21 protein-coding genes are annotated in these 26,102 nt (G+C 68.6%); 7 read left to right on the top strand and 14 right to left on the bottom strand.

Translation table 11 applies throughout. The annotated features are described in order from the left end of the window. Positions 1-154: 154 nt before the first annotated feature. A complete protein-coding gene (gene groL, locus ABZ234_RS29390) occupies positions 155-1,762 on the bottom strand; it encodes a chaperonin GroEL (protein ID WP_267948088.1) in 1,608 nt (535 codons plus the stop codon). Between the two features lie 114 nt (positions 1,763-1,876). Continuing rightward, positions 1,877-2,188: a co-chaperone GroES gene (groES, locus tag ABZ234_RS29385; protein ID WP_267948087.1), complete on the bottom strand. Its 312-nt coding sequence runs from the start codon at positions 2,186-2,188 to the stop codon at positions 1,877-1,879. A 294-nt stretch (positions 2,189-2,482) separates the two neighbouring features. On the opposite strand from groES, the gene ABZ234_RS29380 reads away from it, so the two are divergent. Further along, positions 2,483-3,757: a class I SAM-dependent methyltransferase gene (locus tag ABZ234_RS29380; protein WP_355014167.1), complete on the top strand. Its 1,275-nt coding sequence runs from the start codon at positions 2,483-2,485 to the stop codon at positions 3,755-3,757. A gap of 382 nt (positions 3,758-4,139) precedes the next feature. Continuing rightward, positions 4,140-6,377, top strand: a complete 2,238-nt coding sequence (locus tag ABZ234_RS29375; RefSeq protein WP_355014166.1) for a hypothetical protein — start codon at positions 4,140-4,142, stop codon at positions 6,375-6,377. Positions 6,378-6,566: 189 nt separating this feature from the next. Here ABZ234_RS29375 and ABZ234_RS29370 read toward each other — a convergent pair whose 3' ends face one another. From ABZ234_RS29370 to ABZ234_RS29360, 3 genes are all read right to left on the bottom strand, one after another. Further along, the gene (locus tag ABZ234_RS29370) at positions 6,567-6,977 is read right to left on the bottom strand and encodes a VOC family protein (protein ID WP_355014165.1); all 411 of its coding nucleotides are present in this window, start codon (positions 6,975-6,977) and stop codon (positions 6,567-6,569) included. 230 nt (positions 6,978-7,207) lie between these two features. Next, positions 7,208-8,176: a zinc-binding dehydrogenase gene (locus ABZ234_RS29365; protein WP_355014164.1), complete on the bottom strand. Its 969-nt coding sequence runs from the start codon at positions 8,174-8,176 to the stop codon at positions 7,208-7,210. A 151-nt stretch (positions 8,177-8,327) separates the two neighbouring features. Next, a complete protein-coding gene (locus tag ABZ234_RS29360) occupies positions 8,328-9,080 on the bottom strand; it encodes an NUDIX domain-containing protein (protein WP_355014163.1) in 753 nt (250 codons plus the stop codon). Positions 9,081-9,195: 115 nt separating this feature from the next. Between ABZ234_RS29360 and ABZ234_RS29355 the strand changes: the two genes are divergently transcribed. From ABZ234_RS29355 to ABZ234_RS29345, 3 genes are all read left to right on the top strand, one after another. Next, positions 9,196-9,978, top strand: coding sequence for a hypothetical protein (locus tag ABZ234_RS29355; RefSeq protein WP_355014162.1), 783 nt, complete (start codon positions 9,196-9,198; stop codon positions 9,976-9,978). A gap of 120 nt (positions 9,979-10,098) precedes the next feature. After that, positions 10,099-11,973 carry a hypothetical protein gene (locus ABZ234_RS29350; protein WP_355014161.1) on the top strand — a complete coding sequence of 625 codons (1,875 nt, stop codon included), beginning with the start codon at positions 10,099-10,101 and terminating at the stop codon, positions 11,971-11,973. 140 nt (positions 11,974-12,113) lie between these two features. After that, positions 12,114-13,019 (top strand): 5'-methylthioadenosine/S-adenosylhomocysteine nucleosidase, encoded by a 906-nt coding sequence (locus ABZ234_RS29345; RefSeq protein ID WP_355014160.1) that lies wholly within the window; start codon positions 12,114-12,116, stop codon positions 13,017-13,019. A gap of 63 nt (positions 13,020-13,082) precedes the next feature. On the opposite strand, the gene ABZ234_RS29340 is transcribed toward ABZ234_RS29345, so the two are convergent. From ABZ234_RS29340 to ABZ234_RS29300, 9 genes are all read right to left on the bottom strand, one after another. Continuing rightward, positions 13,083-14,378, bottom strand: coding sequence for a PQQ-binding-like beta-propeller repeat protein (locus ABZ234_RS29340; protein ID WP_355014159.1), 1,296 nt, complete (start codon positions 14,376-14,378; stop codon positions 13,083-13,085). 86 nt (positions 14,379-14,464) lie between these two features. Further along, complete coding sequence (locus ABZ234_RS29335; protein WP_355014158.1) at positions 14,465-15,733, bottom strand: PQQ-binding-like beta-propeller repeat protein; 1,269 nt, start codon at positions 15,731-15,733, stop codon at positions 14,465-14,467. A gap of 253 nt (positions 15,734-15,986) precedes the next feature. Next, positions 15,987-17,264, bottom strand: coding sequence for a PQQ-binding-like beta-propeller repeat protein (locus ABZ234_RS29330; protein ID WP_355014171.1), 1,278 nt, complete (start codon positions 17,262-17,264; stop codon positions 15,987-15,989). A 120-nt stretch (positions 17,265-17,384) separates the two neighbouring features. Next, entirely contained in the window at positions 17,385-18,632 is a 1,248-nt protein-coding gene (locus tag ABZ234_RS29325; protein ID WP_355014157.1) for a hypothetical protein, read from the bottom strand. Positions 18,633-18,754: 122 nt separating this feature from the next. Further along, positions 18,755-19,885 carry a PQQ-binding-like beta-propeller repeat protein gene (locus tag ABZ234_RS29320; RefSeq protein WP_355014156.1) on the bottom strand — a complete coding sequence of 377 codons (1,131 nt, stop codon included), beginning with the start codon at positions 19,883-19,885 and terminating at the stop codon, positions 18,755-18,757. Positions 19,886-20,005: 120 nt separating this feature from the next. Next, positions 20,006-21,199: a hypothetical protein gene (locus tag ABZ234_RS29315; protein ID WP_355014155.1), complete on the bottom strand. Its 1,194-nt coding sequence runs from the start codon at positions 21,197-21,199 to the stop codon at positions 20,006-20,008. Then, the gene (locus ABZ234_RS29310; protein WP_355014154.1) at positions 21,199-23,616 is read right to left on the bottom strand and encodes a hypothetical protein; all 2,418 of its coding nucleotides are present in this window, start codon (positions 23,614-23,616) and stop codon (positions 21,199-21,201) included. Before ABZ234_RS29310 ends, ABZ234_RS29315 begins: the two co-directional genes overlap by 1 nt. A gap of 80 nt (positions 23,617-23,696) precedes the next feature. Further along, on the bottom strand, positions 23,697-23,999 hold the full coding sequence (locus ABZ234_RS29305) for a hypothetical protein (RefSeq protein WP_355014153.1): 303 nt from the start codon (positions 23,997-23,999) through the stop codon (positions 23,697-23,699). Between the two features lie 286 nt (positions 24,000-24,285). Beyond that, on the bottom strand, positions 24,286-24,837 hold the full coding sequence (locus tag ABZ234_RS29300) for an ATP-binding protein (protein ID WP_355014152.1): 552 nt from the start codon (positions 24,835-24,837) through the stop codon (positions 24,286-24,288). Positions 24,838-25,026: 189 nt separating this feature from the next. On the opposite strand from ABZ234_RS29300, the gene ABZ234_RS29295 reads away from it, so the two are divergent. Continuing rightward, positions 25,027-25,833, top strand: coding sequence for a helix-turn-helix transcriptional regulator (locus ABZ234_RS29295; RefSeq protein ID WP_267948071.1), 807 nt, complete (start codon positions 25,027-25,029; stop codon positions 25,831-25,833). Continuing rightward, a complete protein-coding gene (locus ABZ234_RS29290; RefSeq protein WP_267948070.1) occupies positions 25,830-26,012 on the top strand; it encodes a DUF397 domain-containing protein in 183 nt (60 codons plus the stop codon). The genes ABZ234_RS29295 and ABZ234_RS29290 overlap by 4 nt, the downstream gene beginning before the upstream one ends. Positions 26,013-26,102 lie beyond the last annotated feature (90 nt).

Below are 26,102 nucleotides of genomic sequence, written 5' to 3'. Positions count from 1 at the left end.
GAATGGTCACGTTTTGGGAAAAACGTCCGAAAACGCCACACACTCCAGAGGGAAAAGAGGGGCTCACGTGGTAGTGCGCGGGGGCGGGACACCGACGTGTCCCGCCCCCGGGCCGGATTCACACCCGACCCGTCACCGGGTCCGGGGCGTGGGGTCAGTGACCGTGGCCGTGGCCGTGGTCGTCCGCCTCCTCCTCGGGCTTGTCCGCCACCAGGACCTCGGTGGTCAGGAGCATGCCCGCGATGGACGCGGCGTTCTGGACGGCGGAGCGGGAGACCTTGACCGGGTCGAGGATGCCCTGGGCGGTCAGGTCGCCGTAGGTGCCCTTGGCGGCGTTGTAACCGTGGCCGACCTCCAGCTCGGAGATCCGGTGGGTCACGACGTAGCCCTCGGCGCCCGCGTTCTCCGCGATCCACCGGGCGGGCTCGACCAGGGCGCGGCGCACGATCGCCACACCGGTGGCCTCGTCGCCGGTCAGCCCGAGGTCGTCCAGGGCGGACGCCGCGTGCACCAGGGAGGCCCCGCCGCCGGCGACGATGCCCTCCTCGATGGCCGCGCGGGTCGCCGAGATGGCGTCCTCCAGGCGGTGCTTCTTCTCCTTGAGCTCCACCTCGGTGGCGGCGCCGACGCGCAGGACGGACACGCCGCCCGCGAGCTTGGCCAGGCGCTCCTGGAGCTTCTCGCGGTCCCAGTCGGAGTCGCTCGCCTCGATCTCCTTGCGGATCTGGCGCACGCGGTCGTCGATCTCGGACTGCTCGCCGGCACCGTCGACGATGGTCGTCGCGTCCTTCGTGATGACGGTGCGACGGGCGCTGCCCAGCGCGTCGAGCTCGGCGTTCTCCAGGGTCAGGCCGACCTCCTCGGCGATGACCTGGCCGCCGGTGAGGACGGCGATGTCCTGGAGCATGGCCTTGCGGCGCTCGCCGAAGCCGGGCGCCTTGACGGCGGCGACGTTGAGCGTGCCCCGGATCTTGTTGAGCACCAGGGCGCCCAGCGCGTCGCCGTCGATGTCCTCGGCGATGATCAGGAGCGGCTTCTTGCTCTGGACGACCTTCTCCAGCAGGGGCAGCAGCTCGTTGAGGCTGCTGATCTTCCCCTGGTTGATGAGGATGAGGGCGTCCTCCAGCACCGCCTCCTGGCGGTCGCCGTCGGTGACGAAGTAGGGCGAGACGTAGCCCTTGTCGAACTGGAGCCCCTCGGTGAAGTCGAGGTCCATCCCGAAGGTGGGGGCCTCCTCCACCGTGATGACGCCGTCCTTGCCGACCTTGTCGAACGCCTCGGCGATCAGGTCGCCGATCTGGGCGTCCTGGGCGGAGTTGGTCGCCACGTAGGCGATGTCCTCGCGCTCCTCGACGGGGCGGGCGCGCTCCAGGAGGATCTCGGAGACGCGGGCGGCCGCGGCGTCGATGCCCCTCTTGAGGGCGAGCGGGGAGGCGCCGGAGGTGACGCTGCGCAGACCCTCGCGGACCAGGGCCTGGGCCAGGACGGTCGCGGTGGTGGTGCCGTCACCGGCGGCGTCGTTGGTCTTGGTGGCGACCTCCTTGACCAGCTGGGCGCCCAGGTTCTCGTACGGGTCGTCCAGCTCGATCTCACGGGCGACGGTCACGCCGTCGTTCGTGATGGTGGGGGCGCCGAACTTCTTGTCGATGACGACGTTGCGGCCGCGCGGGCCGAGCGTCACCTTGACGGCGTTGGCGAGGCGGTCGACGCCCCGCTCGAGGGCGCGGCGGGCGTCGTCCTCGAACTCCAGGATCTTCGGCATGTGGGTGCTTCCTCTTGAGGCTCGTATAAAACGAGCATCCCGCCCCGCCCGGCGTTATGCCGACCGGTGCGGGATGCCTGGCTCCGAGCCCGGTGGACCGGGCCCCGTCGAGACCTACTTCTCGACGACCGCGAGCAGGTCGCGGGCGGAGAGGACCAGGTACTCCTGGCCGTCGTACTTGACCTCGGTGCCGCCGTACTTGCTGTAGAGGACGACGTCGCCGACCTTCACGTCCAGCGGGATGCGCTTGTCGCCCTCGTCGTCCCAACGGCCGGGGCCCACGGCGAGGATCTCGCCCTCCTGGGGCTTCTCCTTGGCGGTGTCCGGGATGACCAGACCGGAAGCGGTGGTCTGCTCGGCCTCCAGCGTCCTGACCACGACGCGGTCCTCGAGCGGCTTCAGCACGGTCTTGGTGGCGGTCGACACGGTGTGACCTCCCCCTTCAAAGTTTCGGTGTACTGGCTCCGGTCCGCGCTGGCACGCGGACCGACTGCGAAAAAGGGGCGACAGAGGCGGCCTGTCGTCGCGGGTGCCAGACCGGCGTCGTCGCGATTAGCACTCTACCCCTGAGAGTGCCAGAATGGAAATGCGACCGTGACCCCCGGTCGGGGACTTCCGTGAGGAGCCGGGCATCCTGCCCGCGCCGCGGCGGCCCCCACGACGCGCGGGGCGTCCGGGTCCGCCGACACAGACCGCCCTTCGACGTCCGAGGTGAACCCCATGCGCGTGCCCGCCTTCGAGGCGCTGCTCTCCGACGCGGGCCGGGAGGTGCTGGCGGGCGTCGATCCGGGGAGCGCGGTCCGGGACCAGCTCGGCACGGCGTCCCTGCTGCGGTCCGACCCGCGCGTGGCGGCCCTGGACCCTGATCTACCCGTCTCGGAGCTGGTCAACGCGCTCCTGACCCAGGTCTCCCTCCGCGAGCGCGGCCGGGCCAAGTTCGGCGACGCGGCGGGGCGGATGTTCTTCACCCCGAACGGCCTGGAGCAGTCCACCCGGCGCGTCGTGGCCGAGTACCGGGCGGGGCGGACCGCCGCGGTCGCGGGTTCGGTGCCGGCGGGCGGCTCCACGGGCGACCTGTGCTGCGGGATCGGCGCGGACCTGCTGGCGCTGGCCGGGCGCGGCGTCCCCGTGGAGGGCGTGGACTCCGACCCGCTGACGGTGGCGGTCGCCCGCGCCAACATCGGGGCCCTCGGGCTGTCGGACCTGGCGCGGGTCCGCGAGGGCGAGGTCGGCGCGTCGGCGGTCGGCCGCTACCCGCTGCTGTTCTGCGACCCGGCCAGGCGCGGCGGGCGCGGCCGGGTGTTCGACCCGGCCGCCTACTCCCCCCCGTGGGACGTGGCGACGGGGCTGGCCGGGGCCGCGGAGGCCGCCTGCCTGAAGGCGGCTCCGGGCATCCCGCACGAGGCACTGCCCGAGGACGCCTCCGCCGAGTGGATCTCGGTGGACGGGGAGCTCAAGGAGACGGCCCTGTGGTTCGGCGCCCTGGCGGAGGGCGCGGGGGCCCGGCGGCGCGCCACGGTCCTGCACGAGCGCGAGGGCCTGCTGGCCCGGGAGGGGGCGGCCGCGCACCTGGACGCCGACCCCGGGGCGGGCCCGGCGCCCGTGGCCCCGGCCCGGCGCTACCTGTACGACCCGGACCCGGCCGTGGTGCGGTCGCACCTGGTGGCGGAGGCGGCGGCGCGGGTGGACGGCGCGCTGCTGGACGAGCGGATCGCCTACTTCACCGCGGACACGGCGGCCGTGTCGCCGCTGTGGCGGGTGCTGGAGGTGGTGGAGATGCTGCCGTTCTCCCTGAAGCGCCTGAGGTCTGCGGTGCGGGCGCTGAACGCCGGGACGGTAACGATCAAGAAACGCGGATCGGCCGTGGACACGGAGAAGCTGCGCCGTGATCTGCGGGCGTCGGGCCCCGAGTCGGTGACCGTGGTCCTCACCAGGATCGGCGACCGGCCCTTCTGCCTGCTGTGCCGCGAGGTCGGGACCCCCTCCCCGGGGTGACCCCCCGTCGGCGGCCCGTCGGCGCCCGGGCCCCCGGCACGCCGGGCGGCGGGGGCGCGGACCCCAGATCGTTACCTCTCTCACCCAGATCTTCCGCCGTCCCCTGGGGGCGAAGGGACCCAGGTCGTTAAACTGACGACCGCTGCAGTCCTTCCCTTCTCATGGATTCACCCGGAAGACTCGTGTGAGCGGTCCGCCCCGCGATGCGGTCGGATCTCGGACCTTGCGCCGTATATATACGGACAGTCACACTCCAGTCACGATGGGGCGGTAACCATCGCGGGAGCGCCGCCCGCCCGGGGACCATCGAGAACCCGACCCGTCCGGAACCGTCCACTCCCCCGCACGGGTACGGGAGCGCCAGAACCAAAGGAGCACCTCGGTGGAACAGACCAATCACAACTTCCTCAACGGGGGAGGCCAGTCCGGTGTCTCCGACCGGATGCGTGACCTGCTCTCCCAGGCCGCCCAGGAGCACGTCTCCGAGCAGAAGTCGCAGGGCGCCGTCAGCGAGGAGATGCGCCAGCGCCTCGAGGGGATGGAGTGGCTGCTCCGCGAACTGCGCGAGCGCGAGCTCACCTCCCTCGCCGAGTCCGTCACCACGGTCAACGGGCGCATCGACGACTTCCTCGCCCGCCCGCCGGAATGGGCCGAGACCCTCGCCGAGCACATCGAGGTCGTCGGCCAGCAGGTCAAGCCGCTGTCGGACATGCCCTCCCTGCGGGCCGACACCCAGCGCATCGCCGGACACCTGGACACCGTGCTCACCCGCCTCCAGCGGATGGCCGAGACCGGCGACCGGACGGCCGACCAGGTCACCGAGCTCGGTGAGCGCCTGAACGGGCTGAGCGAGACCGTGGGCGCCCGCCTGGACTCCCTCGACACCGCCCTCGCCGCGCTCACCGCCAAGGCCGACGCCGTCGAGGCGTCGCTGTCCGCCCTCTCCGAGGTCTCCGGCGAGCGGCACGGGGCCGTCGTCACCGCTCTGGCCGAGAGCCGCACCGAGCTCTCCGACTCCCTCGCCGAGGGGCGCACCGAGCTGGCCGAGGCGCTGGCCGCCGGGCGGACCGAGATCACCGGCGCCGTCGAGGCCGGGCGCGAGAGCCTGGCGGGCGTCGTCGCCGAGAGCCGCGAGGCCCTCACCGCCGCAGGCGCCGCCCTGGGCGAGACCGTCACCGCCAAGGTCGAAGAGGTCTCCGGCGAGCTGCGGACCCTCGTGGAGGAGCGCGCCGGCGACCTCCGGGCCTCCGTCGAGGAGCGGGCCGCCGAGCTCCGCACCGAGGGCGGGGAGCGCACGGCCGAACTGCGCACCGCCCTGGAGGAGCGCACGGCCGAGCTGCGCACCTCCCTGGAGGAGCGCACCGCGCAGCAGCACGAGGCCCTGCTGGCCCGCCTCCAGGAGAACACCGGCGAGCTGGGCGAGCGCACCACCGCCCTGGCCGGGGAGCTCACCGCCCTGGCGACCGCGTCCGGCGAGCGCCACGAGGCCCTCACCGGCAAGCACGAGGCCCTGGCCGCCAAGGTCACGGAGAGCGTCGGCTACCTCAGCACGCAGGCCGAGGAGAACCACGCCGAGGCGACCGCCGCCGTCGCCGACGTCACGGGATCGCTCGCCAAGCTGCGGGAGAACCACGAGTCGTCGCTCACCGAGCTGCGCACCCACCTGCGCCAGCGCCTGGCCGAGCTCGGCGAGGAGATGGAGCTGGGCCGTACCGAGACCCGGGAGCACGCCGAGTCCACGTCGGAGCGGCTGCGCGAGGCCCTGGCCGAGCGCACCGACGCCCTGGGCGCCCGGATCTCCGAGGACTCCGAGCGGGTCACCGCGGGCTTCGCGGAGCTGCGCGAGTCCGTCCGGGAGTCCGGCGACAGGCTCTCCACGGAGTCCGAGGAGCGGCACCGGACGCTGGCCGAGGCGCTCACCGAGCAGGTCGAGGCCCACCGCGGCGCGCTGGACGAGCGCCTGGAGCGGCAGCGCGAGGCGCTGACCGGCAAGGTCGACAACCACCTCTCGCAGATCACCGGCAAGGTGGACCACGAGCTGGGCCGCCTCACCGACCGCTTCGACACCTTCGAGGGGCACTTCGAGGGAAGCTTCGAGTCCGTCGAGGGCAAGATCGACCGCATCGACGGCCGGATGGACGGTGTCAACGGCCGCCTGGACGGCGTGGACGGCCGGATCAACGGCGTCGAGGGCCAGTTCGAGGGCGTCAGCGGGCACTTCGAGGGCGTGGACGGCCGCATGGAGGCCATCGACGACCGGCTGGAGGCGCTCAACCAGCGGCTCAACCAGCTTCCGCAGACCATGGAGGTCAGTGAGCTGCACCGCCGCCTGACCGACCTGGTGGACCGTCCGCAGCTGGACCACTCCGGCAAGCTGGACGAGATCGACGAGCACGTCACCTCGGCGGTGGCCCCGGTGCTGCGCGAGCTCAAGCAGCGTCCGGACCGCCACGAGCTGGAGGAGACCGTCACCGAGGCGGTCGAGAACTCGCACGACGACATCACCAAGCGGTTCTCCTCCCTGGAGGAGACGGTGCTCGCCCTGGCCGAGGCGCTGCTGCGCCCGGGCAGGGACGGCAAGAAGAAGCGCCGCCGCGACGAGGACGAGGACGACGAGTAGCGGGCGGGACGGGGGCGGCGGACGCGCCGTCCGCCCCCGGGAGGGCCGGGACGCCGCGGGCTCCCGGCCCTCCGGCGTTCCCGGGGCGCGCGGGCGCCGAGGGGCGTGCGGTGGATCGGTTCCCACGCCTCCCGGGGCGCGGGCGCCGCGGGGCGCACCGTGCCCCGTCCGCCGTGGCGAGCGCGGGGCTCAGCGCGCGTCGAGCATCTCCAGGTAGTGGGAGTTGTACATGACCCCCAGCACGTTGCCGAACGGGTCGACCACCGACGCGGTGACGAAACCCGGGCCCCGTTCCGTGATCGGCTCGTACTCGGTCGCGCCCAGTCCGAGCAGGCGCCCGACGGCTCCCTCCACGTCGTCCACGTGCCAGAACACCACCGCTCCGCCCGGGCCCGGCCTCGCGGGGGCCGGGGCGTACCTGCGGTCGATGATGCCCAGTTCGTGCTGGTGGTCGCCGATCCGGAACTCGACGTAGGCGGGCGGCAGCCCCTGTCCCGGGCGCTCGAAGTACGGTTCGGCGCCCAGGACCTCCGTGTACCAGTCGACGGCCTCGGTGACGTCGTCCGCCCACAGGCTGATGGTGCTCATTCCGCGCAGCATGGTGTGCCTCCGTGTCCTCGGCCGGGCCCCGCCCGGCGTCTCCGGGACGAAGCTACGGGGAGAGGCGGTCATCCTCTGTCCTCGACTCCGCAACCCCTCGCCGGGACCCGGGACCAGGGACCGGTCGGGCGGTCCGTCCGGCGGAGGGTCCCGCCGGGCGGGACTCCGGGGGCGCGGCCCCCGGGACTGCCACGGCACGCGCCGCCCCGGGCTGGGCCGGCGGACGCGGGTCAGACCGTGAAGACGATCTTGCCGAAGTGGTCCCCGTCGAGCATCGCCCGGAACCCCTCCCGGGCCCGCTCCAGGGGCAGCACCCGGTCGATCTCGGGGCGCACGCCGGTGCGGGCGCACATCCGCGCCAGGGCGTCCAGTTCCTCCCGGGTCCCCATGGTGGAGCCGATGACCCGCAGCTGGAGGAAGAACACGCGGTTGAGTTCGGCGGAGGGGGCGTCACCGCTGGTGGCGCCGCAGGTGATGACCGCGCCGCCCGGCTTGAGGGAGCGCAGGGAGTGGCCCCAGGTGGCCTTGCCGACCGAGTCGAAGACGGCGTCGACCCTCTCCGGCAGCCGCTCGCCCGTGGGCAGCGCCGCGTGGGCGCCCAGGGCGAGCGCCCGCTCCCTCTTGGCCCCGCTCCTGCTGGTGGTGTAGACGCGGTGCCCCACGTGGGACGCCAGCCGGATGAGGGCCGCCGACACCCCGCCGCCCGCACCCTGCACGAGCACCGCGGAACCGGGCCGGAGGTCGGCCTTGCCGAAGAGCATGCTGTAGGCGGTGAGCCACGCGGTGGGCAGGCAGGCGGCCTCCTCGAAGCTCAGCTCCGGCGGCTTGGGCACCAGGTTGCGCCTCGGGACGGCGATCTTCTCCGCGAGGCAGCCGTCGTAGACCTCCGAGAACAGCGACCGGCGCGGGTCGAGGGTCTCGTCGCCGCCGCCCGCCGCGGGGTCGCCGACGACGCCGTGCACGATGACCTCGTTGCCGTCCTCGTCGGTGCCGGCCGCGTCGGTGCCCAGGACCATCGGCAGGTGCTTCTCGCTGAGCGCCGTGCCCCGCAGGCTCCACAGGTCGTGGTGGTTGAGGGCGGCGGCCCTGACGTCGACCACGGTCCACCCCTCGCGGGGTTCGGGGTCGGGGCGTTCACCCGCCTCCAGGCCGGAGAGCGGGTCCTCGGGTGAGATGCGTGCTGCGGTGATAGCGAACATGTCCGTAGCCAACCACGGTGTCCGTTTCCCGTTCCACCCCGGGCCCGGGCGGGCCCCGGCGCGTCGGGGCCCGGACCCCCGCCCCGCCCGCGGCCGGGGGCGCCGGGTGCCGCTCCCCCGGCCGCGGGTGTCGCACGACGCGCCGTCCGCCTCACCCGCGGCCGGAACCGCCCCCGGCGCCCCGGCCGGCGATGTCACCGGAGCGCAGGAGCGGCGGGGACATCACGGCGGCCCCGCCGAACCGGTACAGGGCGGCCGGGCGGCCGGTCTCCGAGGTCCGGCGCTCCCCGGTGGGTTCGAGGAAGCCCGCCGTCCGCGTGACCTTGCGGCGGAAGTTGCTGGGGTCCAGCGCGATCCCCCAGATCACCTCGTAGACGTGCCGCAGGTCGCTGACCGTGAAGGGCTCCCGGCAGAAGCTCGTGGCCACCGTGGTGTACTCCAGCTTGGAGCGGGCCCGCTCGACCGCGTCGGCCAGGATCGCCCCGTGGTCGAAGGAGAGGCCGAAGTCCGCGCGCAGGGCCTCCCCCACCGGGGCCCAGAAGGCGTGGGCGGCGTCGGTCCCCGCCACCGGAGCGGGGAGGTCCGGTCCCAGCGCCAGGTAGGCGACGGTGATGACGCGCCCCCTCGGATCGCGGCCGGGGTCTCCGTAGGACCGCAGCTGCTCCAGGTGGAGCCGCCCGCCGTCCAGACCGGTCTCCTCCCGCAGTTCGCGCAGCGCGGCCTCGTCCAGCCCCTCGTCGGGGCGGACGTAGCCGCCGGGAAGGGCGCTGCCGCCGAGGAAGGGCTCCTTGCCCCGCTCGACGAGGAGCACGTGGAGGGCGTCGTCCCGGACCGTGAAGATGACGAGGTCGACCGTCACCGAGACGGGGAACCGGGGAACCGCTGGTGGAGCGCTGTGCGTCATCCGGCCAATCTACTAAAGGTCCCCTTGACCTGAAACAGATCACCCATTATGGTCAGGGTGACTAGAAAGTCGCCTGCCGAGTCGGGCCGGTCCGGAACCCCACGAGGAGCCCACGTTGACGGAATTCATGCTCGGGGTCACCAGTTCGCTGGCCGCCACGGCCGTCACCGTCGGGCTCGGGGGCCTGCTGTCCCGACGTCTGCGCTGGTGGCTCCTGGCAGCGGTCGCCCGCCTGAGCGGGCTCGGAGTGCTGCGGGTCCACCGGCGCCAGGACGACGCGAGGGCCGAGCTGTCCGGCGAGATCAGCCGGGCGCGCTGGCTCCGCGTCATGGTCGGGCGGGGGAACGAACTCACCCGGGACGGCTTCGCGCCGCTGTGGAACGGCGGAGGACGGCCGCCGGACTTCGTCCGGGTGCTCCTGCCCGACCCGGGCTCCGACCGGTCCTCCCCTGCCGCCTCCCCGGAGGCGGAGGGGGAGGGACCGGCGGAGCTCCCGGCCGGGAGCCGGGACGGGACCGCCCCGGGCGGCGCCCCCGGGGACGGTGGTTCCTGGCTGGGGCGGAGGGAGGAGGAGCTCATCTCCCTCGACCCCGGTTTCGGCCGCGGCCTGCTCACCGAGCAGGTGCTGGCCAACTTCCACTACCTGGCCGAGGCCACCCGGGACCGGAAGAACACGGAAATCCGCTTCTACGACCTCCCGAACCTCTACCGTGTCATCGCCACCGACAACCTCGTCTTCCTCACGCTGTACCAGGGCGACGCGCACGGGCGGCACTCCCCCTGCGTGGTCGCCCACCGGTCCGGGGCCCTGTACGACTTCGCGCTGCGGATCTTCGACACCGCGTGGGAGTCCGCCAGGGTCCCCGGCGGCGCCCCCGCCACGACCCCCGACCTGTAGGGAGCCCCCCGGAGAGACCCGCAGCCCCCGACCTCCCTCCCGCCCCCGGTAGCACCACATCCCCCGTCCGTCCGAGACCGGACACCGATGGCCGGCGCCCGGGATCAGAAGGAGACCACCGTGACCGAGCACGTCCCCGAGCAGAGCAGGCGGCCTGCCGACCGCGTCCCCCCTCCTCCGGCAGCGGCCCCGGCCGCCCCCTTCGCCGCGGCTCCCGCCGTGTGGAGCGTCGAGCACGCGGCGGGAGCCCCCGAATACGACTCCACCGCGCGGCTGAGCTGCGCGGCCTGGCAGGATCCGGCCTTCCGTGCCGACGTCCTGCGCGAGCGGTTGGAGAACCCCTACCGCGCCGTGCCCCGGGAACCCGGGCTGGACGCGGTGCGCGTCACCGAGGAGTGCCGCAGGGCGCGTGACGTCCGAGCCACCGCGGGAGCGCTGTTCCTCGGCGCCGTCGCCGTGCTCTCCCTCTTCAACTTCCCGGCCTCGCTCACCGCCCTCGTCCTGGTCGGGGTACTGGTCGCCCTGGCGCGGCACCGTCGCCGTAAGGGCGAGGATGCCTCGCGGGGACGCGGAGGGTGCCTGGGCGTGCTGATCAGCGTGGTGGCTGTCCTCCTTCTCGTGGGCGTCGTCGCCCCGGCCCTCCTCATGGGCGAGATCGCGTACCCGCTGGGCCCGGACGCTTCCGGCATGGGTACGTCGGGGGCCTCCGCCCCGGGCGGTCTCGGGGCCGTCCTCCCCACCTGGGCGGCTCTTCTGATCCTGCTGAGCACCACGGCCGGCATCGGCTTCTGGGTACGGAAACGGACCAACGCCGCGCTCCACGCGATCCGGCTGAGGGCAGTGCACCCTCGGAGGGACAGCGGCGTGGGCACCGTGCCGGTGGCCTTCTACAGCGACCTCACTCCGTTCGTCGGCGTCGGCGAGCCCTATGCCTCCTGGCCCGTGATCCTCAAGCTCTTCCCCGAGCGGAGGGAGCGGGACGAGTCGTGGGGACAGGACACGGAGAGCGAGCCCGAAGCGGCCCCGGAAACGGACGGGGCCGTCCCCGCGGTGGCCGGTTCGGCGCTGATCGAACGCCTCTATGACCGACTGCGCACGGAGGTCCCCCAACTCACCGGCACCGAGGGCATGGGGACGAGCACCCGCCGCGAGGTCGAGGTGGCCGACTGCGTGTTCCTGTCGGGGAAGCGCCAGGACGACATCACCCTGTTGGCACCGGTGCTGATCGACCAGCGGAGGTGGCGGCTGCGCGAGGAATGGGTCGGCGAATTCGTCGACGCCTTCCACGAGCGCGCCCGCCACTTCGTGGAGATCGGCGTCAGCATGTGGGAGAGCCAGGTGGTCGTGACCTTCTTCGTCCGGCTGACCATCCAGGGCGGACTGCTCAACATCGAGGGCGAGACCCTGGTCATGCCACCGGTCTCCTCCGCCTACCAGGTTCCGACGGGCCCCCTGCCGTTCGGCTCCGGACCCGCGGAGGCGGCGCAGCTGTTCTGGGCTGCGTTCACCGGAGTCCTGGACGACCTCAGGACCAACCCCGCGGAAGCGTTGGCCTGGGTCGGGTCCCGCCGTGCCGCAGCGGAGAACACAAGGCTGTACTCCTGGGCCCGGGCACACGGGGAGTTCGTCGACTACTCCCCCAGGATGGGTATCAGGCACCGCTCGGCCTCACCCGACCTGGACCAGGAGTTCCAGGCCCACGACGTCGAACGCGTCACCCGGACCGTCCCGGAGAAGGTGCTCATCTGCGTCCGGGACGTGTTGCGGGAGGCGGGCTACGACACCGAACAGGTGCGCCGCATCATCAACCACGTCAACAACAACTACGGCAACCAGGTGTTCGGGACGCAGAACGCCGACGGGATGAACTTCGGCCCCGGCAGCACCACCGTCAACAAGGGGTCCGGGGCGGGAAGCGGGAGCGGCGGCCGGAGCACCGCGCCCGCCGCTGGCCCAGGGGCCGGGTCCGGCAGGGACGGATCCGGCCGGAAGTAGGCGCCCGGGGCCGCGCGCGGTCGCCCCCGGGCAGGACCCGGCCGCGGTCCCGTCGGCACGGGCGCGCGGCCCGTCCGGCGGCCCGGCGGCACGGACGCATGCACAGGGCATGGCAACGGACGAAGGTGTGGAGGCAGGACATGGACGGCACGAACCACGGCAACCAGGTGTTCGGGACGCAGAACGCCGACGGCATGAACTTCGGCCCCGGCAGCACCACCGTCAACAAGGGAACCGCCGCCCCCGAACCGTCGGTGGCGCCGTCCGCCGGTCGGCACGCCCGGCGCGGCACGCTCGCGGACGCGGTGGTGATCACCGCCATCGCGAGCGAGTACGCGGCGGTGGCGGCGCACCTGACCGGCCCGTTCGAGGAGCACGGCGAGAGCGGCACCCTCTACCGGATCGGCACGCTCGGCGGGGAGCGGCGGTCGCGCCGGGTCGCCCTGGCCCAGGTCGGGCCGGGCAACGTGGACGCGGGCGTGTCGCTGGAGAGGGCGCGCACGGCCTTCGCGCCGGAGGTCGTCCTGTTCGTCGGTGTGGCCGGCGGCGTCAAGGACGTGCGGCTCGGCGACGTGGTGGTGGCCGACGCGATCTACGACTACGAGACGGGCAAGGAGGACGCGGAGGACTTCCGTTCGAGGGCGAAGACGGCGGCCCCGTCCCACGCCGCCGTGCAGCGGGCCATGGACGTGGTGTTCCGGCAGGAGTGGCCGGAACGCGTGCTGACGGACCGCCTCCCGCAGCCGCCCCGGGCCTTCGTCAAGCCGGTGGCCTCGGGGAACAAGGTCGTCGCGGACCGGGGCTCGCTCACCGCCGAACGGCTGCGCGAGCACTGCGGGGACGCGGTCGCGGTGGAGATGGAGGGCTACGGCTTCCTGCGCAGCGCCTACCTGTCCTCGGGCACCGACTCCCTGGTGATCCGGGGTGTCTCCGACCTGCTCAGCGGCAAGGACGAGGACTCCGACACCCGGTGGCAGCCCGTCGCCGCCGCCCACGCGGCGGCCTTCGCAGCCGCGTTCCTCGACCTCTTCCGGTCCGAGGGGTAGGCCCCTCCCGCCGCCGGGTGCGGGGTGTACGCCCCGCACCCGGCGGTTCCGGGCCGATCGAACCTACTGGAGCCCCATGACCCCGCTGCTCCCGGAGTGGTCGATGTAGGAGACCGCGACGGCACCCGGTGCGACGACGGTCTGGTCCACCTCCATGGAGGCTTCCGCGTCCCACGAGAAGGTGACCGGGACAGTCTCCTCGAAACCCTCGAAGGCGGCCAGTTCCGTCTCCCCCGCCCCGCCTTCGAAGAGGCCGCCCATATGGAGTGCCCCGCCCTCCAGTCCGACCGTCTCGACGTCCCCCTGGAGCGCGTTGACGATCGCCGTTCCCTCACCGACCCGCTCGGCCCCCAGGCTCTCCCGCACGTCTCCGCCGATCTCCTGGATCCGGTAGCCGCGCGTACGCCCGTCCCACATTCCCACGAGGGAGCCGTCCTCGCTGGACCAGAGGACTTCTCCCCCCTCCAGCGCCTCGACGTCACCCGTGGCGGCATCGACGACCTGTCCGACCTGCTCATAGGGGTAGTAGGCGGTGACGATCCCGCTCTCGTGCACGGTGAGGTCGCGCTCGTGGGCGTCGCCGGGGAACATGCCCGCCGGCGCCTCCGTGCGCCACAGCTCGTCCCCCGTCTGCGGATCGAAACCCGCGAAACCCGACACGAACTCCTGCCCCTCGGTCATCTCGACCGGGTCCTCGCCCTCGGGCTGCTCGTAACAGGTGAAGGCCGCCACCAGGACGTCGTCCGTCGCGGCAGCCCGGTCGACGCTGCCGACACCGTCGCACCCGGCCACGTCGGGGACGGACCAGGCGGTCGCATCACTGCCCAGCTCATGGGCGACCAGGTCCTCGTCGTCCTCCACGGTGATCCAGTGCTCACCGGTGACGCCGGCCAGTCCTCCTCTGACGAGTCCGGACGCGCTGTCCCCGTCCCGCAGTTCGTAGTCGTGGACGGGCTCACCCGTGGAGAGGTCGACGACGATCATCCTCGGCGGCGCCTCCGTGTCATCGGGGTCCAGGACCTGGAGCACGAAGTACCGCCCCTGGCCCGCCACCGCACCGAACACCTCGCTTCCGGGCACCCGGTGCTCCCACATGACTCCGCCGTTCTCCCCGGAGAGCCCGATCACCCCGTCGTCCACGACGGCGGCGATTCCGCCGGGAACCGCGTGGACGCCGACGAGGTCGGCGACACCCTCGGGGGCTTCCCAGGTCCACGCCACACCGCTGACGGAGCCCGGACGGTCCAGGTCCCGTATCTCCTCCGCGCCGCCCGAGCCGCCCGTCCCGGCCGAGTCGCCCGAACCGCGGGACGTGAGGAGAAAAGTGGCCGCCACGGCGACGGTTGCCCCGTATCTCACGGAGAGGTGTCCTTTCGGAGTGCTCATGTCACAGGTGAAGGACCGGACCCCGGACGCCGGTCCCCGGCACGGTCGAGCGGGTGTGCTCACTGGTAGGCGATGATCTCCTGTGAGGGCCTTTCCGCGTCCAGCAGGACCACTGCCCCGGGGACGTGGGAAACCCGGGGAATCTCCTCCGGATATTCAAGCCCCGTCGGGCCCGCCGGGAAACCGGATTCGAGAACGGTGAACTCGTCGCTCCCCCACGGGGTGAAGGCCACGGACAGTTCCGTCAGGTCGTATCCGCCCAAGCGACTCTGAACGCTGACCACACCATCGGCAAGTGCCACATTTTCGTCCTCACCGAAGACAGCCATGGCGTTCTGATCTTGGAAGGTCACCGACTGCGCACCCTCACCGTCGAACCGACGGAACTCGAAGAGATCGTCCTCTTGTTCCGCGTCCGCGACCCGCACGAGGTAGCCGTCCTCCCGCAAATGCAAAAGGTTCACATCCGTCTCCTGGATGACGGCTCCGTCCAGTACGTTGATCACGGCGAGATCTCCACCGCTGGGCAAGGCGACCGCGACATGGTCTCCGGCGAACGTGAACATGTGCAGGCGCTCGTTCTCCGTCTCCCAACGCCATAGTTCCTCACCGGTCCTGGCGTCTAGACCTGCCACCACCTGCGCTGCGATCTCCGTAGCGCCGGTGCAGTTCGCCACCGTGACCACCACCGACTCGTACATGCCGTAGACGCCTTGGTGCGTGATATCGGCATCCGGCTCCCTCTCGCACGTCAACTGCTCCGGCTGCCTCCACAGCTCCTCACCGTCATCGAGCCCCGCCACCGAGACCAGATCCTCGGGGCCGGTGACGAAAGCCCGGGCCTCACCGTTGGTGAATCCTGGGTTCCAGTCATGGGGCACAGGCTCGAACTCGGTCAGGACCTCACCGCTGCGGGCGTCGAGCAGCAGGACCCTGGAAGGAGTTTCGGCGTCCTCCGCCCCGTGTGACACGAGCACCGCGGAGCCGTCGTTCATCACCTGGGAGACGAACCGTTCCTCCTCCGGTGCGAGGTAGTGCCAGACCTCCTCGCCCGATACACCATCCAGACCGACCACGCCGGCGTTCAACGAGAGCAGGGGACCGACCGGGGAGGCTTCCACCGAGCGGATCGAGTGCCCCTCGGGAACCGCCCACTCCCATGCCGCTCGACTCACCGACTCGACCGGGGGCGGTTCCTGCACCTCACGTTCAGCAGTCACATGCGAAACCCCGTTTCCGAGGATGGACGAATCCGAACATGCCACTGACAGCAGCAGAGCGGCAAGGAGGACAACCGCTGTACACGCTCGCGGGGTGAAGGTTTTCATCTGACAGGGTCTCCACACGATGAGTTACCAGGACGCCCCGAAGTTCACGGAACCAGCATGATGTGTCGCCTTTACCTGATGACCTCGAGCCACGATATCCAGGCGCGACGACGAGCCTGGCGGCAGGACTCCCTCTCCTGGAACGGGGGCGGGGGCCTCGGAGCAGCAGATGCGGCCAGGAGAATGGGATCCGCTTCAACCTCGCACAATGCGGACTCGCTCACCTGAGGCGGGCGCTGCGACTGTCTGCCTTCTAGCGCAGCCCGATGACGCCGCTCCGTCCTTCGTCGTCGGTGTAGGAGACCGCGACGGCACCCGGTACGGACACGGCGTCGTGGACCTCCGTCCTCTGCGCGGCCCGGTCGGCCGTGATCTCGGAAGCACCCTGGAAGCCGGCGAAGTAGGCCAGTACCGGCGCATCAGCCCCTCCTTCGACCTCCTCCGCCAGGTATAGGACTCCGGCTTCCAGGCCGAGGAACCCACCGCCGCTGACGGTGGGCGCGGGCACGGCCCCGGTCTCCTCCACGAGGCTCGTGAGAGCCTCACCGGAACGATCCTCGTGTCGGTAGTCCCTGGACTCGGCGTGCCAGACCCCCAGCCCGGAACCGTCGGAACTCGACCACAGGACGTCGTTCCGCCCGAGATCCGTCACGTCACCGGTGGAGGGGTCGACCAGCTGGTGGACCTCTGCGTAGGGGTACTCGACGACGATCAAACCGCTGTCCTGAACCGTCAGGACCCTGCCGTGTGAGTCTGCCGGGAACAATCCGAGCTGGTCCTCGGACCGCCACAGCTCCTCACCGGTGGTGGGATCGAGCCCCGCCAGCCCTGAGACGAACTCCTGCCCCTCCGTCATGTCGACCGGGTCCTCACCTTCCGGCTGCTCGTAACAGGTGAAGGCGGCGACCACGACGTCGTCGAGGACGGCGAGGTCGTCGACGGAGCCGACGTCCGTGCACCGCGCCAGGTCTGCCGTGGCCGACGACCACAGAACTTCGCCGTCCTCCACATGGTGTGCGGCCACCCCGTCCTCGTCCTGGACGACCCAGAGGTCACCGGTGACACCGCTGAGGGACTCTCCGATCTGCGGGGCGAGGCCGACTCGTTCGACAGCCTCGACACCGCTGGAGTCGAACTCGTGCACGATCTCGCCGGTTCCCGAGTCGAGAACGGTCAGCTCCGCCCCTCCCGTGTCCGCCCCGGTGCCGCTCTCCGACCGGAGCACGACGTGGCGGCCGTCGTCGGAGACGTTTCCCGAGACCTCCCCCTCGGAGACCCGGTACTGCCAGAGTTCCTCACCGGTCTCCCCCGACAGGACGACGACTCCGGCTGCCTGCAGGACCGCCACGCCGCCGGGTACCGGGAAGACCGCCGACCGTGAGCTGTCCGGCGCAGCCCAGTCCCACGCGACCTCACTCACAGCTGACCGGTGATCCAGTTCGGCCACCGACTCGGCCACCTCGTGCCCGCCACCAAGCGCCGAGCAACCTGTCGACACCAACACGGACAGCGCCACAGCGGCCGCCCCCATCCGGCTCATCCGTGACATTCGCGGCCCGTTTCCTTCCTCACCTGCACTGTGCCCTTCATGTCCGAGGAGCAGGACGGGTTTCCGTGCGCCGGTCCCCGGCACGGTCAGGAACGGGTGCGCTCACTGGTAAGCGACCAACTGCGTGGGCTCCGGGGACCTTCCGTCCACCAGCACGACCGCGCCGGGAACCTCGACCAGCTGCCCCGTGAACCTGGCGAAGTAGTCGTCAGCCTCGATCGGGAAACCGGGGTCGAGCACCTCGGTCTCAGCACCGCCCCAAGGCGTGAAACCCAGAGCCAGCGCGGAGGGAGCGCCGTCCTCCTCCAGAACCTCCACACCGACCAGGCCGTCACCGAGGGGGAGAACATCCTCCTCGCTCAGCAGCGCTCCGCCCGAACGCTCGGGAAGCTCGACGGACTCCACCGTCTCCAGGTCCGTCCCGAGCAGGTCGTAGCGACGACCCCCGGAACTTCCGTCCCACGCCAGAATGTCGCCACCGAACACTCCCACCACGTCCTGCGGAGCACTGGCGACGACCTCCCCGTTGGAGGCGTTGAGGACATGCGCCTCGGGAAGCTCGACACCCTGGAGGACAATCATGTCTCCGTCGAGGGAGACGGAGGCCGCGGGAAAGGGACCCGATGCCTCGTGGGTGAACTCCTCTCGCCAGAGTTCGCCGCCGTCCGCGAGGTCCAGGCCGACGACCGCGGTCGTCACCTCCATGGCCTCCTCGAACCGCTCAGGGCTGCACGTGACCAGGACCGCTAGCACCGACTCGTGAAGAAGCGCGTCGACCTGCTGGGCAGGAAGCCCTGGCGCGGCCTCGCACTCCAGCGGCTCCTCCTGCTCCCAGCGGAGCTCACCGTTTCCCACCTCGGCGACCGAGATCGGGCGGAAGGACTCCGACTCACCAGCGGGGCGGGACACCCGCTCATCGCGGCTGACGCGCCACAGGCCCCAGGGAGCCGCCTCCTCCAGGACCCGGAACTCCCCTTCCTCCGCCCCGGTGGCGGCGTCGAGCACCAGGCTCTCCTCCGGCACCTCGGCGTCCTCGGCACCGTGCGCGACCAGGAAGGCCGAGCCGTCCACGGTGCGGGTAGTCGTGAACCTCTCCCCCTCCGCGGCGAGATGGCTCCAGACCTCCTCGCCGGACTGTCCGTGCAGGACCACGATCCCGGTGTCCAGCACGACAGCAGCACCGGTCGGGACCGGCTCCACCCTCTCGATCGTGCGGCCCTCGGAGGCCTCCCACTCCCAGCCGACTCCGCTCACCGAGGTGACCGCCGAGGGCTCTGAGACCTCCTCCTCACCGCCCGCTTCACCGGGGAAGGAGCAGGAGCAGACGAGCAGAGAGAAGGAGATCAGCACAGGAACAGCGATCGAGGCGGATAAGGGCCTCCTGCCTGCGGAAACCGCATTCACACCACGGGACACCGATCATCCTTTCTCCGCGAAGAGCATTTTTGACACAGCACGAGGGGAAGAGACCGCTAGGAGAAAGCCTCCTCGACCTCGACCAACAGAGCTGAGACATAACCGGGTGCCCCCACCGTCCACTGACGGGGATTCTGCACGACCTCGCCGTCGATCAACAGAGACTCGTCGATGTCCTCCGTGGTGAAAGGAACGCTGTCCTCCTCGACCAACCACCGGACCGCACCCAGGAGAACATGGTCATGCATGTTTCTCCGCGGGGCCGAGTGCAGGACGAGCTCTCGAGGGGCCGCCTCGAAGTCCTCCATGGGTTGGGCCGCGTACTTACCCACCCCCGGCGCGCTCCGCCAGGGTTCGGGAACGAACACCTCTACCCCGTCGCTCTCGCTCCCGTAGAGAAAGGCCGTCTCCCCGCTGGCTTCGTCGGCGAACATCCGGGAGACCGGGTCGTCCGGGCCTCCCGGGACCGTGTGCTCGTGCACCACGTGTACCCGGGGCACAGGATCGCCCGCCCAGGACTCCTCCCAGAACGGTTCCCCGGTACTGCCGTCGAGCATCGCGACGTGAGCCGTGCCGTCCTCCCCACACGCGTACGCCACCAGCAACTGGGTCCCGGCATCCACCATCTCGATGTCGTCCGCTCTTCCCCCGGAGCACGTGTCGGTCAGGTTATGTTCCCACGCCACCTCACCGTCCGCGATTCGCCTGGCCCTCAGCACCTCTCCGGGATCAGTTGCCACCCATAGGCTTCTCAGCAGGTGCCCCTCGCCCGCAGCCGTCTCGCCCCTGTCGATATAGGACTCCAGGACCCTGCCGCGCTCTGCGTCCAGCACCGTGACCCGTTCCCCGGCCACGGGCCCCACATCGGCTCCGTACCGCAGTAGTACAGCCTCTCCGGTGCTCGCCACGGACACGTCACGCACCGGTTCCGAGATCTCGTGACGCCACGCCTCCGCCACCGGATCCGCCCCGAAGGAGACCACCTGGTCGTCGAACAGGGCGAGCACACCGGAGCCGGTGGCCAGCAACTCCGTGGCAGGGCCCCGCTGGTCGTCCGCCAGGAACTCCTCCACCGCCTCGACCTCAGCCATGGTGAACGCGCCCCGCGCATCGTCGGCCACCTCGGCATCCGCCACCGTCTCGCCCTGAGCCGCGCAACCCGTCGAAACCACCACGAACAGCGCCACAACGGCCGCCCCCGCCCGGCTTCTCCATCTCATCCGCGGCACGCATTTCTCACAGACCGTCGAGCAAGAAACAAAGTTCGACCAAAAATCAGAGAACCCCAACAAGGAATGCAATAATTCCTATACCGCACCCGCAAGGATATCACTCAAGGCGGAAATTTTCACACTCACCCCACCATCCCATTCACTTGGCACCATGGGAAGTCTCGCGTTTTCACCATCCCCCTCAATCAAAAGGAAATCTTCTTCTAGATCATCCATAGATATCTTTCCCTTTTCATAGAACTCATGTGCAGCCTGAAGCGTGAGGCGATCATTCATTTCTTGCTCATTGGCAACAGCAACTACAACCTCCGGAATTTCTCCACCCGAGCCATCCGGCGGCTCAATATAGTCACCCAAAGCCTCGTCCGCTTCCCAGAAATTCGGATTTACGTCCCTTCCAGTCCCATCAGAAAGCAACACATAATCACCGTTAAATTGATTCCTGACGATACCCGCTACAGGATCATCATCCTCTCCTGCCACGGTAATCTGGGAGAGAGGGATAACACTAGGAAACCCTTCACCTTCCCATGCCCGCCTCCACAGGACATCTCCATTTGAGGCATCAAGACCAGTTGCACTCACTTCATTCCGGTCAGAACATCTGACAACCAACACAGCGGCACCGGAAATCGCTTCGGCTTGAATTTCTTCCACAGATCCATCACTACATTCCTGAGCGACATCGAAAGACCACAAGTAATCGTCGTCCTCTAGTCTGCGCGCCTCCACCAACCCCGCCTCGGAGAAGAGTAGGCGCACTCCATCCAAGACACTGAATCTGACACCTTCTCCATCCCGCGAACGGTAGGATCCTTCAATGCTCCCACTCAAGGCATCGATTATCAGGAACTGATGGCGCCCAAGGTGCTCTTCATCCCCTCCGAAACCAAGGACGACCAAATTGCCATCTGGCGTGACCGAGACACCAGAAATCTGATTTTCCCCTTCGTGAAACCATCGCCTTCTAAGTGGATCGCCACCGACAGATACCACACCGTTCTCCAGAACTACGACAGCACCTCCCTCAGCAGGCTCTACCGATAGAATATCCTCCTCCCCTTCCTCTTCCATGAAATCCCTTACTTGCTGCACGTCGATCATCGAACGAACTATGTCGCCATCTCCCCCAGAAACGTCAATAATTTCATGCTCAAAATCATTTCGACCAGACACAAAAAAGGAGATTCCCACCCCGAGGACCAGAACGGCAATGATCGAAAGTGGTACATAAATTTTTTTCGCGCGAAAAAAGCCCACTTTATACACTACTCCTCGAGGTTGCTTTTGTAGAGATTGGGCTCATAGGAGGTCTCGTATGCGTCAATGTAATCCCCGACATCCCCTCCCATTGGGACGCCATTAAGGGAGATTCCTCCGATGAGTTCTGCAAGATCTCCCACCTTCGCAGGGACTCCGTCCCACTCGGTGGTAGTTACCGGAAGGCGCTCATTCCCCTGAGAGTCTGTGATAAGAAGACTCCTATCCTGCAGATCTTCCATGTCAATGAGACCCATTTCGAGAAAAACGCTTGCTACCTGAAGTGTGGCATGGTCCGTCTCAGACTGCGGGTCATAGAAAATGAAGTCCCCCGCGGGCGTTGATTCTCCATCCTCATTCTCCAGCATGTATGAACTGGGAATATTTTCCTGGATCTTCGCCTCAGCAAACTCCGTGTACTTCGTATTCATAACATCTAGAAGCGTGTCCGTGGCGATTGAGGCAACCACTCCCCCTCCAACTTTTTCGCCCACCAGGCTCGAAAATATCCCATAGGCAGCCTCCCATTTTTGCAGGGCCGAATCTCGCGCCTCAGTGATTTCTTCCTCTCGCCCAAGATGTTCCTGGATGATTGCGTTGGTCATCATCTCCCTCAGGTCACCAGCTGTTGTACCACCCACCTGAGCTTCCATTTCAGGGTTCTTGAAAGTCTCTTCGATAATTCTTCGCTCTTGCGCTTCTGTCGCCACCAGAACTCGGGGGGAAACCTCGTCGTTCGCAACAAGTAGTTGCATGAACCTTTCCCTGACATCCAGAGGCAGAAGAAGTACATCATCCCCAGGAAGATGAAAAGGCAGCGACCCTTCCCTGTGGTCAAATATCTCCCGATATCCATCCTGACTGTGATCAAGAGTGAAGTCATCAATGAAGGATATATAGATATCAGCAAGACCGTCAGCAATCTCGGAATTCAACTCCGCCACCGATATATTTTCATTCCCTTCCACTTTTTCCCCGGTCCCAAAGAAAGGATTATCCCCTTCGCCGTCTCCAGCTAGCATCGAAATATAAGCATGTGCAGCATTTCCAGCCATATCAATCTCTTCTGGAGTGCCGTCTTGTCGGACAGAGGAAATCCAATCCGTGATCCTTCTTGCAGACTCCCCTTCGTCATCCCATTCATGCGAGTAGATCTTCTCGAAGAAAACTTCCGGGACGATACTAGCGTTGGCCTCATCCAGTTGATAGGATGAACCATCAGGATATTCTCCAGTCAGGAGAACATAGTTTGCCTCGTTATTTCTGGAGGCTATATCAATCATCGTCTCAAAATGGCTCTCTTCAAGCCCCCCATTCATATGCCCAAGCATTCGTGCAGTTGAACTGGCCAGTTCAACTGAAAATTCAACCCCGCCACCCACGCTCGGGCCAGAAGTCGCCAAAAAGTCACTCAGAAGGATATAGTTGTCCTGCCAGTCGTTCAATTCGGAGTAAAAGCTAGCCCCTGGCATCGGGCCGACAGCCGTATCTATTACATCCTGGGGGAGTCGATCCATTCCGCCACCGATGTTCTCGTCGGAGAGCACGAGCATCGAGTTGGACAGGTTCCGGTTGAGGTCCTCCCGCAGCGAGTCGCTGATGTGCTCGCTGGAGTTCACCTGGTCGATGAAGCTGAGAAACCCGGGGTCATCGCTACCGACGGCGCTGAGGTCCCCGAAGAGCGTCTCCAGGAACTCGATCTCCCCGTCCAGGAGCTGGTCGCCGTTCTGCTGGGCCGTCAGTGCGCGCGCGACCACGTTCCCGATGAGGGCGAGGTACTCGGGGTTGCCTTCGAGCGCCTCGATGCTTCCGTCGTGACCGTGCAGGACAGCATTCTCGATGTGGATCGCGATCGTCTCGGCCTGGTTTTCGTCTACGTGGAAGTAATCCAGGTTCTCGGTCGCGTAGAAGGCGATGAGGCCGTACTCCCCCAGGTGCCCGCCCTCGGCCAGGGCACGGATGTTCTCGGGGGTCGGGCCACCACGAAGGTTTTCCTGGGACTCGTCACAGCGGGTCTCCAGATCCCGCCACGCACGCTCGGCGTCCAGGTTGTGGGAATCGACGATCTGCTGGACGATGTTCAGGTTGTCCGGCTCAGCATTGTTGGCCAGGGCGGTGGAGAGGTTTCCCTTGATCTCCTCGATCTTGTCCTCGTACCACTTGACATCTTCGTTGATCTTGCTGAGAACCCCAGAAGCGTGATAGCACGCCATCATTGCGCTGCTCCAGGAGAAATGGTTCTCCTCGGCGGCGCTTCTCAGCCCTTCTCCGATGAGGCCGCTGAAATCGAACCCCACCGGCTGGGTGATGGTGTTGTACTCGCCTGACCTGCCGCTGATCTTGGCGTGCAACTCGTCAAAGGTGGTGATGGCAGTTGCGACAGCTCCTCGGTCGATCTCGCATTCGGTGTAGCTGAGCGCGGACAAGGGGGACTCCAAAAACTGGGGTGTGAGGGGAATATGGGAGGGGCCTCAGGGACAAGGGGGTGTGAGGGTGAACAAGTCTTCTAGAAGGGCTGCGGGCCGTTGATCGGGATGTGGTACTCCTCTGCCGCTTCGAGGTCCGTCACGGCGGCTTCGTAGGCGCCGTCCTGGATGTTCTCGGCGAGGGTCCTCGCGTGCTCCTTGACGTCGACCATGTGCTGCGCGTGGTCCTCCCCGAAGGAACCCCACCCCGTGATGCCCGGCGCGGGGCTCACCGCGTTCTTGGCCGCCTGGACCGCCTCGTCGAAGTCGGTCGGCAGATCCCTGAGCCGGGCCGCCGCGTCCGCCGAGGCCGAACCGCCCGCATAGGCGTCGTCCGCGTTCACACCAGTGCCACCGGACACAGGCTCACCCACTTTCCTGTTCTGAACTGCGAATACGTTCTGACTCAACCGGAAGTATCAGTCGTATTCAGCCGATTACCGGAACCCAAGATATCCAGGTCGCAGGACAGGCCGGGCGTGCGGACCCCCTGACCTGGGACGGAGTTCCCGGAATGACCGGAAGCGGCCAAGAAGCCGATCTCGGGTGCGGGGGACGGAGGGGTGGGCCGTGAGCACGGCCCTCCCCTCCGTCTCCTCTTCCCCTCCCACGGGTGTCCTCGGGCCGTGGTCAGCCGACTCCGCGCCGGGCCGAAACGCCGGCGGCGCGTCCGCCGACCTCCGGAGTGCCCTGCGGCCCCACCCCCTCCCCCTCGTCCGCCGGGAGGGGGGCACGCGGGTCGACGAGCGCCCACACGGTGAGCGGGTGTCCGGGTTCACCGGTCCACCCCCAGTCGGCGGCCAACCGTTCCACCAGGCGCAGGCCGAAGCCGCCGCCCACCTCGGGGACGCTGTGCGGCGCGCCCGCGGGGGCGCCGTCGTCGGTCACGGCGACCCGGAACACGCCCCGGCTCTCCGACATCTCCATGCGCACCCGCCCGCACGGCCGCCCCGAGGCGCTGTGTCGCAGGGCGTTCGTGTGGAGTTCGGAGAGGACGGCCATCAGCGGGTAGGCGCGGTCGTGGCTGAGCCTGGTCCCGTTCCGGCACCAGGCGCGCGCGGAGGCCACCTGTTCCGGCAGCGGCCCCCAGCTGACCGTGCGGACGCCCGGAACGCGGGGCGCGATCCTCCGTGGGAGTTCCGCCCGCCACCGGTCCCCGCCGCGCCCGTGCCCGCTGTTCATCGCCGTCACTCCCTTGACCTGGGCTTCGCCGTTCCTGGTCAGCTTGGCGAGGGGCCGCGTCCTCCGCCTCCTCCCGTGGCGTTTCCGCGAAAGTCCATTCGCGCGGATGGAGTTCTTGCGAAACTCCATCGGGTGAACGGAAATCACGGTAGTACCGTTTTGTCCTTTTCTTGTGTGCAAATATCAGGCATGACGAAGGCGATCACGGATGTCCGCGAGCGGTGGGGGGCGATCCTCAAGGAGCGTCGCGACGCCGCCAGACTGACCCAGGAGACGCTGGGCCGGGCCCTGGGCGTGAAGGGTTCGGCGGTGTCCAACCTGGAGTGCGGCCGGACCTCCCCGACCGAGGACGTCCTCGCGACGCTGGACGAGGCCCTGGGCACGGGTGACGAGCTGGCGAGGCTGTGGGACGACCTGTCCAGGGCGGGCAAGATCCCGTGGCTGGGCCAGATGGAGGACCTGGAGAAGAAGGCCGCCTCCATCCTGGAGTTCCACCCGTTCCTGGTGCCCTCGCTGCTCCAGACCACGAGCTACGCGACGGCGGTCATGCGCGCCGTCACGCCGTGGGAGCCGCCGGCCAGGACCGAGGCGAGCGTGCGGGACCGCATCGCCCGGGGCGAGCGCTTCCAGAGTGCGGAGACCCCGGTGATGATGGTGGTGATCGGCCGGGCGGTTCTGATGGAGCCCGTCGATTCCGGGCCGATCATGCGCGAGCAGCTCCAGCACATCCACGCTCTCGCCGGAAGCGAGCGGATAACCTTGCAGATCACGGATGAACCCCTGCATCCCGGGCTGGTCGGCCCGTTCACCGTGCTCGACCCCTCCCCCGACCGGGAGATCGTGTACGCGGAGTCGGCCTACAAGGGCCAGTTCGTGCACGACGCCGACGCCGTGGGAGAGTTCAAACTGAGGTTCCACCGCCTGCAGGCAGCGGCGATGTCCCCGGCGCGGTCGCTGCGGCTGGTCGAAGAGACGATTGAGGGATTCCCGCCATGAGTGACGTCCAGTGGCACAAGAGCAGCTACAGCGGAGGCTCGCACCAGAACTGCGTCGAGGTCGCCGAGGGCCCGGCCGCCACCCTGGTCCGCGACACCCAGAACCGCGACCTCGGGCACCTCAGCTTCGGCAGCCCCGTCTGGTCCGGGTTCCTCGCGACCGTCAAGGGCGACCGCTAGGGCCTGTTTGGGAAGTCAGAGCCATTCGTTGATGGCAGCGATCTGGACGGTGGCCTCGTAGCGAAGCGCGAGCTTGTCATAGCGCGTGGC

The organism is Nocardiopsis sp. NPDC006198 (assembly GCF_040613895.1).
GTDB classification, from domain to species: domain Bacteria; phylum Actinomycetota; class Actinomycetes; order Streptosporangiales; family Streptosporangiaceae; genus Nocardiopsis; species Nocardiopsis tropica.
Note: the sequence above shows the minus strand (reverse complement) of the source record. Positions and strands in the feature narration are given on the sequence as shown.

Bases quoted from the DNA above. Each gene is read 5' to 3' on its own strand.
- ABZ234_RS29360 (WP_355014163.1), bottom strand. From the start codon at position 9,080: ATGACGCACAGCGCTCCACCAGCGGTTCCCCGGTTCCCCGTCTCGGTG.
- ABZ234_RS29290 (WP_267948070.1), top strand. From the start codon at position 25,830: ATGAGTGACGTCCAGTGGCACAAGAGCAGCTACAGCGGAGGCTCGCAC.
- ABZ234_RS29380 (WP_355014167.1), top strand. From the start codon at position 2,483: ATGCGCGTGCCCGCCTTCGAGGCGCTGCTCTCCGACGCGGGCCGGGAG.
- ABZ234_RS29370 (WP_355014165.1), bottom strand. From the start codon at position 6,977: ATGCTGCGCGGAATGAGCACCATCAGCCTGTGGGCGGACGACGTCACC.
- ABZ234_RS29365 (WP_355014164.1), bottom strand. From the start codon at position 8,176: ATGTTCGCTATCACCGCAGCACGCATCTCACCCGAGGACCCGCTCTCC.
- groL (WP_267948088.1), bottom strand. From the start codon at position 1,762: ATGCCGAAGATCCTGGAGTTCGAGGACGACGCCCGCCGCGCCCTCGAG.
- ABZ234_RS29335 (WP_355014158.1), bottom strand. From the start codon at position 15,733: ATGAAAACCTTCACCCCGCGAGCGTGTACAGCGGTTGTCCTCCTTGCC.
- ABZ234_RS29295 (WP_267948071.1), top strand. From the start codon at position 25,027: ATGACGAAGGCGATCACGGATGTCCGCGAGCGGTGGGGGGCGATCCTC.
- ABZ234_RS29330 (WP_355014171.1), bottom strand. From the start codon at position 17,264: ATGGGGGCGGCCGCTGTGGCGCTGTCCGTGTTGGTGTCGACAGGTTGC.
- ABZ234_RS29300 (WP_355014152.1), bottom strand. From the start codon at position 24,837: ATGAACAGCGGGCACGGGCGCGGCGGGGACCGGTGGCGGGCGGAACTC.
- ABZ234_RS29345 (WP_355014160.1), top strand. From the start codon at position 12,114: ATGGACGGCACGAACCACGGCAACCAGGTGTTCGGGACGCAGAACGCC.